General features: G+C 65.3%; 12 protein-coding genes. 11 read left to right on the top strand and 1 reads right to left on the bottom strand.

The window, feature by feature from the left end; genetic code table 11:
* Positions 1-25 precede the first annotated feature (25 nt).
* Both AC1MB9_RS06340 and mshC read left to right on the top strand, forming a co-directional pair.
* The gene (locus AC1MB9_RS06340; RefSeq protein ID WP_479964185.1) at positions 26-880 is read left to right on the top strand and encodes an undecaprenyl-diphosphate phosphatase; all 855 of its coding nucleotides are present in this window, start codon (positions 26-28) and stop codon (positions 878-880) included.
* A 13-nt stretch (positions 881-893) separates the two neighbouring features.
* Positions 894-2,174, top strand: a complete 1,281-nt coding sequence (gene mshC, locus AC1MB9_RS06345) for a cysteine--1-D-myo-inosityl 2-amino-2-deoxy-alpha-D-glucopyranoside ligase (RefSeq protein WP_479964186.1) — start codon at positions 894-896, stop codon at positions 2,172-2,174.
* Between the two features lie 19 nt (positions 2,175-2,193).
* On the opposite strand, the gene AC1MB9_RS06350 is transcribed toward mshC, so the two are convergent.
* Positions 2,194-3,132: a proteasome assembly chaperone family protein gene (locus AC1MB9_RS06350; protein WP_479964187.1), complete on the bottom strand. Its 939-nt coding sequence runs from the start codon at positions 3,130-3,132 to the stop codon at positions 2,194-2,196.
* Positions 3,133-3,211: 79 nt separating this feature from the next.
* Here AC1MB9_RS06350 and AC1MB9_RS06355 point away from each other — a divergent pair, with 79 nt between their 5' ends.
* The 9 genes from AC1MB9_RS06355 (at position 3,212) to lnt (ending at position 13,326) form a co-directional block, all read left to right on the top strand.
* Positions 3,212-3,937 carry an HAD family hydrolase gene (locus AC1MB9_RS06355; protein WP_479964188.1) on the top strand — a complete coding sequence of 242 codons (726 nt, stop codon included), beginning with the start codon at positions 3,212-3,214 and terminating at the stop codon, positions 3,935-3,937.
* Between the two features lie 39 nt (positions 3,938-3,976).
* On the top strand, positions 3,977-5,014 hold the full coding sequence (locus tag AC1MB9_RS06360) for a tRNA (adenine-N1)-methyltransferase (protein ID WP_479964189.1): 1,038 nt from the start codon (positions 3,977-3,979) through the stop codon (positions 5,012-5,014).
* Positions 5,015-5,081: 67 nt separating this feature from the next.
* A complete protein-coding gene (locus AC1MB9_RS06365) occupies positions 5,082-6,050 on the top strand; it encodes an FKBP-type peptidyl-prolyl cis-trans isomerase (RefSeq protein ID WP_479964190.1) in 969 nt (322 codons plus the stop codon).
* A gap of 98 nt (positions 6,051-6,148) precedes the next feature.
* The gene (locus AC1MB9_RS06370; RefSeq protein WP_479964191.1) at positions 6,149-7,156 is read left to right on the top strand and encodes a helix-turn-helix transcriptional regulator; all 1,008 of its coding nucleotides are present in this window, start codon (positions 6,149-6,151) and stop codon (positions 7,154-7,156) included.
* Positions 7,149-8,132: a helix-turn-helix transcriptional regulator gene (locus AC1MB9_RS06375; RefSeq protein ID WP_479964192.1), complete on the top strand. Its 984-nt coding sequence runs from the start codon at positions 7,149-7,151 to the stop codon at positions 8,130-8,132. The genes AC1MB9_RS06370 and AC1MB9_RS06375 overlap by 8 nt, the downstream gene beginning before the upstream one ends.
* A gap of 96 nt (positions 8,133-8,228) precedes the next feature.
* Positions 8,229-8,441, top strand: coding sequence for a twin-arginine translocase TatA/TatE family subunit (tatA, locus tag AC1MB9_RS06380; RefSeq protein WP_479964193.1), 213 nt, complete (start codon positions 8,229-8,231; stop codon positions 8,439-8,441).
* Between the two features lie 46 nt (positions 8,442-8,487).
* A complete protein-coding gene (tatC, locus tag AC1MB9_RS06385; protein ID WP_479964194.1) occupies positions 8,488-9,240 on the top strand; it encodes a twin-arginine translocase subunit TatC in 753 nt (250 codons plus the stop codon).
* 6 nt (positions 9,241-9,246) lie between these two features.
* The gene (locus AC1MB9_RS06390; RefSeq protein ID WP_479964195.1) at positions 9,247-11,712 is read left to right on the top strand and encodes a DEAD/DEAH box helicase; all 2,466 of its coding nucleotides are present in this window, start codon (positions 9,247-9,249) and stop codon (positions 11,710-11,712) included.
* A 9-nt stretch (positions 11,713-11,721) separates the two neighbouring features.
* Entirely contained in the window at positions 11,722-13,326 is a 1,605-nt protein-coding gene (gene lnt / locus AC1MB9_RS06395; protein WP_479964196.1) for an apolipoprotein N-acyltransferase, read from the top strand.
* Positions 13,327-13,401: the final 75 nt, after the last annotated feature.

Genomic DNA, 13,401 nt, shown 5'->3' on the forward strand with positions numbered 1-13,401 from the left:
CACACACCAAGCGGAAGCGACGCACGTGGACTTCATTAATGCGATCATTCTGGGCCTGGTACAGGGACTGACCGAGTTTCTCCCGGTCTCGTCCAGTGCCCACATCGCGATCGTCGGCCAGTTCCTGGGCACCGGGGCGGACCCGGGAGCACAATTCACGGCGATTACCCAGATCGGCACGGAACTGGCCGTGGTGATCTTCTTCTGGCACGACATTGTGCGCATCATCGGTCAATGGGGCAGGTCGCTCTCGGGCCGGGTGCCTCGCAACGACCCGGACGCCCGCATGGGCTGGCTCATCATCATCGGGTCGCTGCCCATCGTGATTCTCGGTCTGCTGTTCCAGGACCAGATCGAAACCGTGCTGCGAAACCTGTGGATCACCGCGACCATGCTCATTGCCTTCGGCATACTCCTGGGCATCGCCGACTATGTGGGTGCCAAGAACCGCAAGCTCAAAGACCTCACGGTTCGAGACGGCGTCATCTACGGTTTCGCCCAGTCGCTCGCGCTCATCCCCGGCGTCTCCCGCTCGGGTGGAACCATCACGCTGGGACTGTTCATGGGTTACGAGCGCCGTGCCGCGGCGCGATACGCCTTTCTGCTGGCCATCCCCGCCGTTCTCGGCAGCGGCTTCTACCAGGTCTACAAATCGATCGCGAAGCCGTGTATCGATGGCGCCGTGGGGTGCAAGCCGGAGATCTTCGGCCCGCTGGAGACACTTGTCGCAACCAGCGTCGCGTTCGTCGTCGCACTGTTCGTGATCGGCTTCTTCATGAACTACATCTCCAAACGCAGTTTTCTGCCGTTCGTCATCTACCGGGTCCTGCTCGGTGTCACCGTCTTCATACTTCTGGCAACGAACACCATCACGGCCTAGTTAGGCTTGCTGCATGCATGCTTGGAAGCGACCAGAAATTCCGTCTGTCCCCGGTGCGTCAGACGCGCCCTGGCTGCACGACACCGCGACGGCCGCACTCGTGGAGGCGCGCCCCATCAATGTCGCGCGTCTGTACGTGTGCGGAATCACGCCCTATGACGCCACACATCTCGGGCATGCGGCAACCTATCTGGCCTTCGACACGCTTCAGCGGGTCTGGCTCGACGCGGGCTTCCAGGTGCACTACGCACAGAACGTGACGGACATCGATGACCCCCTCCTCGAACGAGCGGCGGAGACCGGCGTGGATTGGCGGGAACTCGCGCAGTCCCAGGTGGAACTCTTCCGCACCGACATGGAGGCGCTCGGCATCATTCCGCCCAACGATTACGTGGCTGTGACGGAGGTCATCGACGAGGTCGCCGATGCCGTCGCTCAGCTGCGCGCGGCCGGTCTCGCCTACGAGGTCGAGACCGCTGACGCCGTCGCCGGGGCAGACGGCATCACCGGTTCCGACCTGTACTTCGACATCGCGGCGGCCGAGGCGCGCACCGACTGGCGTCTCGGAGACGAGAGCAACCTGAACCGTGACACGATGCTCGCCCTGTTCGCCGAGCGCGGTGGAGACCCCGACCGGCCGGGCAAGAGGGACGCCCTCGATCCGATGCTGTGGCGCGCGGCGCGCGACGGAGAACCGCAGTGGCCCTCCAGCGTCGGTGCGGGCCGTCCCGGGTGGCACATCGAGTGTTCCGTTATCGCGCTCAAGGAACTCGGCACCGACTTCACCGTGCAGGGCGGCGGTTCGGACCTCGTCTTCCCCCACCACGACATGAGCGCCGGGCACGCGTCCGCGCTATCCGGACATCCGCTTGCCGGCGTGTACAGCCACACGGGCATGGTCGCGTACGAGGGTGAGAAGATGAGCAAGTCGCTCGGCAACCTGGTTCTGGTGTCCGGTTTGCGCACGCAGGGCGTCGACCCCCGAGCCATTCGGCTGGCGTTGCTGGCCCAGCACTACCGCACGAATTGGGCGTGGACGGACGAGCTGTTGAGCGCGGCGGAGCACCGGCTCGCCCGCTACCGGGCGGCCTTCGCTTCCGCGTCGGTGTCTCCGATCGCCCGGCCGACGTCGAGCGCGAACGTGATTGAGAAGATGCGGGAGAGCCTCCGGGCAGACCTGAATACGCCCGCCGCGCTGCTCGCGCTCGATGCCGCCGTCAGCGGTGTCGACGACCCCGAACTGCTCGCCGACGCCGTTGACGCCCTGCTCGGCGTCAACCTGCGCGACAGCTGAGGCTACTGCACTGCTGAGGCTACTGCCGGGGCCCGTCGGGACCTGAGCGTCCGTCCGCGTGACCGTCCCGGCCGTCGCTGCGCTTGCGGAGATACTTCTCGAATTCCTGCGCAATGGCCTCGCCGCTGGCCTCGGGAGAGTCCACGGTGTCGCGTGCCTGCTCAAGTTGAGCGATGTAAGCCGCCATTTCCTCGTCTTCGGCGGCGAGGGTGTCGATGCCCGCCTCCCACTCGGCCGCTTCGGTCACGAGATTTCCGCGGGGTATCGACACGTCGATGACCTCCTCGAGCTTGTCGATGAGGGCCAGCATCGCCTTGGGTGACGGCGCATTGTGCACGTAGTGCGGCACGGAGGCCCAGATCGAAAGTGTGGGAATGCCCACCGCTTCCGCTGCATCGGAGAGAATGCTCAGTATCCCGACCGGACCCTCATAGCTGCTGCGTTCGATCTGCAACTCTCCGCGAACATCGGCGTTGTCGCTGGTCACGAAGATGGAGATGGGGCGAGTGTGCGGAACGTCAGCGAGCATGGCCCCGAGGAACACAACGCCCGCCACGTCGGCCGCCAGGGCCGCGTCGATGATCTCTGACGCAAAGCTCTTCCAGCTGCGGGACGGTTCGGTGCCGAGCAGAAGATAGATGTTGCCGGCGTTGGTGCCGCTCACGTGCAATTCGGCGTCCTCGGCGAGGGGAACGCCTCCGGTTCCGGGAGAAACGGGGGCGTGAAGTGTGGCGCTCGGCCACTCGATGACACGCTGGCCCTCGTCATTCGTCGACACCGTCGGCCGGTTGAACTGAAAGTCGAAGTACAGTTCCGGGTCCACAGTCATGATCTCGCGGACGTCGAGCAGCTCCTTCAGCGCCCGCACAGCGCCCGTGGCCGCCTCGCCCGCGTCATTCCAACCCTCGAACGCCACGACCAGAAGCCGTCCGCCCAGAAACTCTGTTCCGTCTGTCACCGTGTAAAACCTCGATTTCGTGTGCCCGTGTCGTGCACCATCAGTCAAGGATAGGCCGTGCCCTCTACACTTGGACTCCGTGACTGCGTTCCCGAAAGTTTCCCCCCTGCCCGCCGCCGTTCTCTGGGACATGGATGGGACCCTCGTCGACACCGAGCCGTACTGGATGCGTGCCGAGACCGAGCTCGTTGCATCGTACGGTGGGGTCTGGACCCATGACGACTGCATGCTCGTGGTGGGTTCCGGGTTGTGGGACTCCGCCGGCGTTCTGCAGGCGCGTGGCGTCGACATGGACGCCGACGCGATCGTGCAGTGGTTGACCGATCGCGTGCAGGAACAACTCGCCGAGCACGGGATCCCGTGGCGTCCCGGGTCCCGTGAACTCCTCGCCGAGCTGAAGACCGCGGGGATCCCCACCGCTCTGGTCACGATGTCCGTGAAACGCATGGCGCATCAGATCGCGGGACTGATCGACTTCGCCGCCTTCGACCTCATCATCGCCGGCGACACGGTCAGCAACAGCAAGCCGCATCCCGAGCCGTACCTGACGGCGGCCGCCGCCCTCGGCGTCGATCCGGCACACTGCGTCGCCATCGAGGACTCTGTTCCCGGCGTCACGAGCGCCGTCGCGGCCGGCACGATCACCATTGCCGTCCCGCATCAAATTCCGCTGCCGGAGAGCGCTGCCTACACGCGCTGGTCCACGCTCGAGGGGCGCACCGTGGAGGATGTGGCGGCGCTGTTCCGCGCTCGCCTCGCCGAGATCGACCTAGACTTGACGCCGACTCGTACGCTGCAGTCCTAATGCCGTCGAGCCCACCAACTATGAGGATCCAGTAGTCACATGAACACCAGTGCAACAGACACGAGCAGCCAGGTCGTACAGAACAGTGGACCGTTCCGCGCCGGCGACCGGGTGCAGCTCACCGGGCCCAAGGGTCGCATGAACACGATCGCGTTGATCCCCGGCCAGGGTTTTCACACCCACCGCGGCATCCTGTCGCACGATGACATCATCGGTCAGCCCGATGGCTCCGTGGTCACCAACAATGTGGGCGTCGAGCACCTCGCGCTGCGTCCGCTGCTGAGCGACTTTGTCATGTCGATGCCCCGAGGCGCCGCGATCATCTATCCCAAGGACGCCGCGCAGATCATCGGGCAGGCCGACATCTTTCCGGGCGCCACGGTGGTCGAGGCCGGCGTCGGCTCCGGCGCCCTGTCGCTCTGGCTGCTGCGGGCCATCGGGCCGGCCGGCCGGCTCGCCTCCTTCGAACGCCGTGCCGAGTTCGCCGATGTCGCCCGCGACAATGTGGCAACATTCCTCGGGTCGGACCCGCACAACTGGACGATCACGCTCGGCGACCTGGCCGAGACCCTCCCGGAGATTGCGGCACCGCACACCGTCGACCGGGTGGTGCTGGACATGCTGGCACCGTGGGAATGCCTCGAGGTCGTTTCGGAGGCCCTCAAGCCCGGCGGTGTGCTGCTGTGCTACGTGGCCACGGTAACCCAGCTTTCTCGCGTGGCCGAGGCCATTCGCGGCACGGGGATGTATACCAATCCCGACTCGAACGAGACAATGATTCGCGGTTGGCATGTGGAAGGCCTCGCCGTTCGCCCGGACCACCGCATGATCGGGCACACCGGTTTTCTGATCACGGCCCGCCGACTCGCGCCGGGCGCTGTACTGCCCGAGCTCAAACGTCGACCATCGAAGACCGATTTCGACGACGCCGATGTGGAAGCATGGACCCCGGGCGCGCTCGGCGAACGCAACGTCAGCTCGAAGAGCATGCGAAAACGTGTTCGCGCGGCCAGCACCAGTGCAGAGCTGTCCAAGGCCCGTGACCTCGAGTCGCCGGTAGAACCCCAGATAGACTGACTTTCGGTCGCCGACCCGGCCGGTTTCCGTCGCATACGCGGCACCCCGTTTTTCAGAAAGAGGACTTGTGCGCAAAGCATCCGCGCTGATCGTTACCGCCGGACTACTCGTGGCGTCCCTGACAGCCTGCAGCACCCCTGGCGTCACCGCCGATGACTGCACGCCGCCGGTGACCTCCGGCCCCGCGTCGGAGCTCCTCAGCGTCACCGGTGCCTTCGGCGCCAAGCCCGTTGTCGACTTTCCGACCCCGATCAAAACCGCGACGACGCAGCTCAACGTGGTTGTTCCCGGCGAGGGCACACCGGTCGCCGAGGGCCAGAAGGTCACGGTCGACCTGAGCGTGTACAACGGCACCACGGGTGCGGTTGTACAGGAATCGCCCTATGACGGCACGTCGCAGGCCAGCCTCGTCGTCAACGACCAAACCATCAAGGGACTCTCCGAATCTCTGCTGTGCGCTCAGGTCGGCTCGCGCCTCGCCGTGACCGTGGCGCCGGAAGACGCCTTCGGCCCCCAGGGTGGAAACGCCGACTTGGGAATCGCCGCCACCGATACGCTCGTTTTCGTGATCGACGTCGTCAAGTCCTACCTGACCCGTGCCGACGGAGCCGACCAGCCGAGCGTCAACGGGATGCCCGGAGTCGTTTTGGCCGAGAACGGTGCCCCCGGCATCACCATCCCCTCCGGCGCAGCTCCGACCGACCTGAAGGTTGCCGTGCTCAAGAAGGGCGACGGTGCCACCGTGAAGGAGGGTGACCCGGTGACCGTGGCATACACCGGCGTCGCCTGGGCCAGCAAGGAGGTCTTCGACTCCTCGTGGACGAACGGCGCACCCGCATCGCTGATCGCGGCCGACGGCTCCAAGGTTCAGGGCGGTGTCATTCCCGGCTTCGCCGAGGCAATGATCGGGCAGCCGGTCGGATCCCAGGTTCTCGCCGTCATTCCGCCCGACCAGGGCTACGGCGATCAGGCTGTGCAGGGCATTCCGGCAGGGTCAACTCTCGTCTTCGTCGTGGACATCCTCGGAATCGGCTAGCCTTCGGCCAGGTCAACCGAGGCGGCGCCGCGCGATAGAATCGCACGGTGCCGCCTCTTTCTGATCAGCCCCCCGCAGCACCAGTGCCCCCACGACCCGTGACTGTTGAGGAACGCCTCTTCAGCCTGGTGCTTGCTCTCCTGGCGACGGAGATCGGTCTGACGAAGGCCGAGATCCTCGCCACCGTTCAGGGCTACCGGCAGCGGTATTCCGCGAGCGAGAGCAACGCGAGCCTCGAACGGCAGTTTGAACGGGACAAAGACGACATCCGGGAGCTGGGCATTCCCCTCGAGGTCATCGAACCGCCCGATGACCCCGGCAGCAACCACCACCTGCGGTATCGCATTCCCAAGGGACTGTACGATCTTCCGGCCGATGTCACGTTTTCTCCCGACGAATTGATGCTGCTCAAGCTCGCGTCGACCGTGTGGCGGGAGGGGTCGCTGTCAGCGGAGTCGCGTCGCGCGCTGACCAAGCTCAATTCACTCGGCATCGACTCCCGCGACCCCGTTCTCGGCTACGCGCCGTCGCTCCGGGCGAGGGAGGCCTCCTTCGAACCGTTGAGCAAGGCCATGGACAGGAACCAGGTCGTCTCGTTTCCTTACCTGAAGCCGGGGGAACGGGCCCCGCAGCAGCGTCGGGTCACCCCGCACGCCATCGTGCTGCACGACGGCCGCTGGCACCTGTTCGCAACCGACCAGGCCCGCGGTGCGGCGCGTACGTTTCTGCTGTCCCGCATTGTCGGGCCGGTGTTGCCGGTGCGCGGCGCACCGGGCGCTCCGGCCGAGGTGAGGCCCGGGAGGAACCCGGGCCAGGATGCGCTCGACGAGCTTGAGGCGCTTTGGACTGCGCAGACCGCGACGCTCTCGGTCCTGGCCGACAGTGATGCGGCCGTTCGTCTCGGCAAACGCGACATCGGCGCCGAACCCCCGTCACGCACCGGACGCACGACCATCTCCCTGCACTACACCGACCTGAACATCCTCGCCGACGAGCTCGCCGGCTACGGCCCGGAGATTCGGGTGCTGACGCCGCCACTGCTGCTGTCCGCGGTTCGTGCCCGCCTGCTCGACGTCGCCGAGGTGCACGGAGAAGAGAATGAGTGAATCGCCCGCCCCGGTCGCCGCCGACAAGCTGACCTTCCTGTTGTCGCTCGTGCCGTACCTGATCGATCATGACGACGTGAGCGTCGCGGATGTCGCCGGGCGTTTCGGCGTCCCGGCCGAGCGTGTGCGCTCCGCAGTGCGACTCATTGCGGTCTCCGGAGTACCGGGGGAGACCCGTCAATACCTGCATGGAGACCTGTTCGACATTCTGTGGGATGAATTCGAGGACAACGACCGGATCGTGCTCACCCACCGGGTGGCCATCGACGATTCTCCGCGCTTCTCGGCCAGGGAAGCAGCGGCGCTGATCGCCGGGCTCCAGTATCTGTCGGCCCTGCCCGAGAACGCAGACCGTGGCGCGATCGCGTCGCTGATGGCCAAGCTGACCCGCGGAGCGTCAGCCGCCCCGAGCCAGGTGGTCGTCGCCAACCGAGACTCCCCGGAGATCATCACCCTGATGCAAACCGCCGTGCGGGAACATGTGCAGATCGAATTCAACTACCTGAATGCTCGCGGGGAACGAGTGCTGCGGCACGTCGACCCGCTGCGCGTCGAATCCGTTGATCGAGACTGGTACCTGCGCGGGTGGTGTCACCTCCGACGTGCCGTTCGCACGTTTCGTCTGGACCGGATGAGTGACGTCGCGGTGACCACGCGGCCGACCGTTCCGCATGCCGCCGATCTGACGGTGCCGGATGCGCTCTTCGAGCCGTCGATCGACGATTTCACCGTCGTTCTGGAGATGCCGGAAGCCGCCATTGCCCTGGTGGCCGACTACCTGCCGGAACGTATCGGGAGGGCCACACCGAGTGATGCGTCGATGGTGCGCGTCACGCTGCGCGTCGCCCACTACAACTCGCTCATCCGGCTCGTGTCCGGTCTCGCGGGACTCGTCACCGTGATCGGACCGCCACAGGCGCGTCAGGCGGTCGCCGATTGGGCGGCCGCGGGCGCCGAGCAGTACCCGGAGCCCTGAAGTCCCCATCGGACCGAGCGCGGCGACGTCGCGATCCGCTGATCACGCGCGGTAAACTGTTGCGACACGCTCAAACAATTCAGAGGACCACACCTCATGTTCGGTAACGCATTCAGCGGATGGCACCTCGTGATCATCCTGTTCATCATCCTTCTCCTCTTCGGGGCACCGAAACTGCCCGGCCTGGCTCGAAGCCTCGGCCAGTCGATGAAGATCTTCAAGACCGAGATCAAGGGCGACAAGGGCGATGAGCCGACCGCAGAAAGCCCGACGTCCGACGGTCCGGTCGACCCAGCGAACAAGCCCTAGATAGATGGCGGTGCGCAGCCGACGCGGTACGACGGCAGAAGGCAAAATGTCGCTCGGTCAGCACCTGATCGAGCTGCGGAAACGTCTGTTCCTGGCCGCGGCCGGCATCCTGGTCGGAGCCGTCGTCGGATGGTTCCAGGCTGATTTCGTGCTGGATCAGCTCCGGGCACCCATCACGCAGATCATGGAAGCGCAGTCGCGAAACGCCCAGATCAACTACCCGGACATGACCTCCGCGTTCGATCTCAAGCTGAGGATCTCCTTCTATGTCGGACTCATCATTTCGAGTCCGGTCTGGCTCTACCAGATCTTCGCTTTCCTCGTGCCGGGACTGACGCGCAAAGAGAAGGCATACACTTTCGGATTCTTCCTTTCGGCCATTCCGCTCTTTCTTGCCGGCTGTGCGGCTGGATGGTTTGTGTTGCCCAACGTGGTCGAACTGTTGACGAGTTTTGCCCCGGCCGAGGATGCGGCTCTGATCAATGCGCAGAGCTACTTCGACTTCGTGCTCAAACTCGTCCTGGCAATCGGCATCGCTTTTGTGCTCCCCGTCTTCATCGTGCTGCTCAACTTCGCCGGGGTGATCAGCGCCTCCTCGATCATCAAGTCCTGGCGCATCGCCGTACTCGTCATCACCCTGTTCACTGCTATCGCCACTCCCGCGGCCGACGTTGTCTCGATGTTCCTTCTCGCGATCCCCATGGTGGTGTTGTACTTCGCCGCCTACGGCATCGCCTTCCTGCACGACCGACGAGCAGCCAAACGCGCTCGCGCCCGGGAAACAGACCTGGCGCTTTAGGATCACGTGACTCACATCCAATCTCCGGCCGAGCGCTACGCCGCATCACGCAGCACCGTCGCGCATCCGGTTCTCCAGCAGTTCCAGGCGGCGAGACCCTTCGATCTGGATCCGTTCCAGATCGAGGCCTGTGCCTCGATCGAATCCGGAAACAGCGTGCTCGTTGCGGCGCCCACCGGGGCGGGTAAGACTATCGTGGCCGAGTTTGCCATATACCTGGCGATGCAGGACCCCACGAAGAAGGTCTTCTACACCGCGCCCATGAAGGCGCTCAGCAATCAGAAGTTTCAGGAGTTCGTCACCGAATACGGTGCCGACGAGGTGGGACTGCTCACGGGCGACACGAACATCAACGCGAAGGCTCGGATTGTGGTGATGACCACCGAGGTACTGCGGAACATGCTCTACGCCGACTCGGATCTGCTGACAAACCTGGCCTTCGTGGTCATGGATGAGGTGCACTACCTCGCCGATAGATTCCGGGGCGCGGTCTGGGAAGAGGTGATCATCCACCTGCCCCAGCGCGTGCGCATGGTGTCCCTCAGCGCCACCGTGTCCAATGCCGAGGAGTTCGGCGATTGGCTTCAGGCGGTGCGCGGCGAGACCGAGGTCATCGTCTCCGAGGAACGCCCGGTGCCGCTCGAGCAGCACGTGCTGGTGAAGAACAATATGCTCGACCTCTTCGATGCGGCGGGCCTGGTCGGAACCCACCGCGTCAATCCGGAACTCGTTCGGCTGTCTCAGGCGGGAGCACGCTCCGGCGGGCGGGGCGGCCGCAGCGGGGATGACCGCAGAACCGACTACCGCGGGCGCAACAACAAGCGCCCGGATTTCGTGCCGCAACGTACCGAAACCGCCCGCATGGACCGTGCCGGGATCGTGCGCATGCTTCAGGGCAAACACCTGCTCCCCGCGATATTCTTCATCTTCAGCAGGGTCGGTTGCGACCAGGCCGTTCGGCAGGTGCTGCGGGCGGGTGTGCGCCTCACCGACGAGAACGAGCGCCGTGAAATCCGTGAAATCGTCGACGACCGCTGCCGGACGCTGCTCGACGAGGACCTCGGCGTGCTGGGGTATTTTGAGTGGCTCGACGGCCTCGAGCGTGGCGTTGCCGCGCATCATGCCGGGCTGCTTCCGGCCTTCAAAGAGGTGGTCGAGGAACTTTTCCAGAAAAAGCTGGTCAAGGCGGTCTTCGCGACCGAGACGCTGGCCCTCGGAATCAACATGCCCGCGCGCACCGTTGTTCTCGACAAGCTAGAGAAGTTCAATGGTGAGGCGCGGGTTCCGATCACGCCGGGGGAGTACACCCAACTGACCGGACGCGCCGGACGCCGCGGCATCGACACCCTCGGTCACTCGGTGATCCAATGGCAGCAGGGCCTCGACCCGCACGCGGTGGCGTCGCTTGCATCCCGCCGCACGTATCCGCTCAACTCCAGCTTCAAGCCGACCTACAACATGGCCGTGAACCTCATCGACCAGTTCGGTCGAGAACGCACGAGGGCCGTGCTCGAATCTTCTTTCGCCCAGTTTCAGGCCGACCGGTCCGTCGTGGAACTGGCGCGCACCGTGCGGCAGCAGGAGGAGTCCCTCGCCGGCTTCGCTGAGGCCATGACGTGCCATCTTGGTGACTTCGCCGAGTACACCAGAATTCGGCGCGAGCTCACGGAGTGCGAACGCGCCGGGTCCAAGAGCGACAACTCGCGGCGCGGAGAACGGGACAAACGTCAGCGGCAGATCACGCACCTGCGCAAAACGATGCGGGCGCACGCGTGCCATCACTGCCCGGAGCGCGAGCAGCATGCCCGCTGGGCGGAGCGCTGGTGGAAGCTGTCGCGTCAGACCGAGGAGCTCAGTCAACAGATCAGCGCCCGCACCGGTGCGATTGCGCGGGTCTTCGACCGGGTGAGCGATGTGCTCCTCGGCTACGGTTACCTCACGCAGAACGAGCACGGCCGCGTCGAACTCAGTGACAGCGGTCGCATCCTTCGTCGCATCTACGCCGAACGCGACCTGCTCGTTGCCGAGTCCCTGCGTCGTGGGCTGTGGAACGACCTCGACCCCGCAAGCCTCGCAGCCATGGCGTGTGCCCTGGTCTTTGAACCGAGGCGGGAGGAGGGGCTGCTGGACGCCCGCTACCTGCCGCGCGGTGCGTTCCGCGGCGCCCTGGACGAGACCCAGGATCTCTGGAGTCGTATCGACGATCTGGAGCGAGAACACAAGCTGCCCGGCAGTAAGCCGCTCTCGGTGGGCCTGAGCCTGGCCATGTGGCAATGGGCGCGTGGTGCGTCGCTAGGCGATGTGCTCCTCGAGGCGGAAATGGCGGCGGGGGACTTCGTACGCTGGACCAAACAGACCATAGACCTGCTCGATCAGCTGTCCGTTGTCGCCGACGGTCCCGTCGGACGCGCGGCACGACAGGCGATGGATGACGTACGCCGAGGAATCGTCGCCTATTCCTCGGTCTCCTGAATGTCGACGATGAGCATGGGGAGCCGACGCACCGAGAGCCCCCGCACCCGGAGCCCACGCGCGGCGCGCGATCCTGTCATCGAGCGTGCGCGTGGTCTGCCCGTCTGGGCCGCCCTGGTGCTGGCCGGCCTGGCCGGCGTGCTGCTCGACGCCGGGTTTCCCGATCGGGGTTGGTGGGTTCTCGCGCCGGTCGGCGCCCTGCTCATGTTCGTATCCCTGCTCGGCCGGGGGCCGTGGACCGGCCTCGCGGTCGGGTTCGCGGCCGGATTGTCCTTCTGGCTTACACACATCTACTGGATCACCCTGTATCTCGGGCCCGTGCCATGGATTGCCCTGGGCGGTCTGCAGAGCATCTTCTTCGCCGTCGGCCTGGCCCTCACCGCGGTTGTGCTGCGGGTGGGCCCGCGCCTGTGGCCCAGTCGTCTGGGCCGCCTGGGGCTAATCCCGGTGATTGTCGCCGGGTTGTGGACCGCACGCGAGGCCATCTCGGCCGTGTGGCCCTACGGCGGTTTCGCCTGGGGTCGCGTCGCGCTCAGCCAGTCGGAGGGACCGTTCAGCTCTCTCGTCGCCTGGGTGGGTGTGTCGGGCCTCAGCTTCCTGGTCGTATGGCTGAGCGCACTCACCCTGCAGCTGCTGCGCGATGTGCGGTTCGGGCTTCTTCAGCGCGCGTCGATCGTGGTCACCGTTGTTGTGCTGCTCCTGCTGGTGCCGGCGTTCCCGGTCGTGCTCAGCGGCAGCACCCGACTGGCCGCGGTGCAGGGCGCATCCGATGCCGGGTTGTTCGCCCAATACGCGCCGGGGCAGATTCTCGATGATCACGTGTCGGCCACTCTGCCGCTGATCGGCGAGGATGTCGACTTCGTGGTGTGGCCGGAGAACGCCAGCGACATCGACCCGCTGCAGAACCCGCGTTCGGCGCAGACTCTCGACTACATCAGCCGGGAGATGAACGCCCCGCTTCTGGCAGGCACGATCACCCTCAACGACGGAACATACTTCAACAGCTCCCTGCTGTGGGAGGCGGGTCGGGGCGCGGTCGATGTCTACGACAAGGTGCACCCCGTTCCGTTTGCCGAGTACATGCCCGACCGGGCCTTTTGGCGCCCCTTCGCGCCGGATCTCATCGACCTGATCGGTCGGGACTACGGCATCGGCACGCGCGACAACGTCTTCGACATCAACGGCGTGATCGCCGGAATTGCGATCTGCTTCGACATCGCCGACGATCAGCTCATTCACAACATGATCGACGACCGCGCGCAAATCATCCTCGGCCAAACCAACAACGCCGACTTCGGCCATACCGACGAGAGCGTGCAGCAGCTGGCCATTGCCCGGCTGCGAGCCGTCGAGACCGGGCGGACCGTCGTGAATATCTCCACCGTGGGCACGAGCGCGATCATCACGCCGAACGGCGAAACCATCGATCGTCTGCCGACGTGGGAGCCGGGCGCCATGGTGCAGACCGTGCCCCTCAGCTCAACGATGACGCCCGCCATGCTCGCGGGGCGGCAGATCGAATGGCTCGCGTCCGGGCTGGGGGTGTTCGGCTTCGTGCTTTGCCTCGTGCGCACGAGGACGATTCGGCGCAACACTCGGCTTCGTCGGCCTTAACGAGCAGCGGTCCCGGAGCCACCAGGGCTCGGGACCGTCCGATCGTGTTCTGAGCCGTGGCTCAGGCACCTATTG

Source organism: Cryobacterium sp. AP27 (assembly GCF_056680495.1).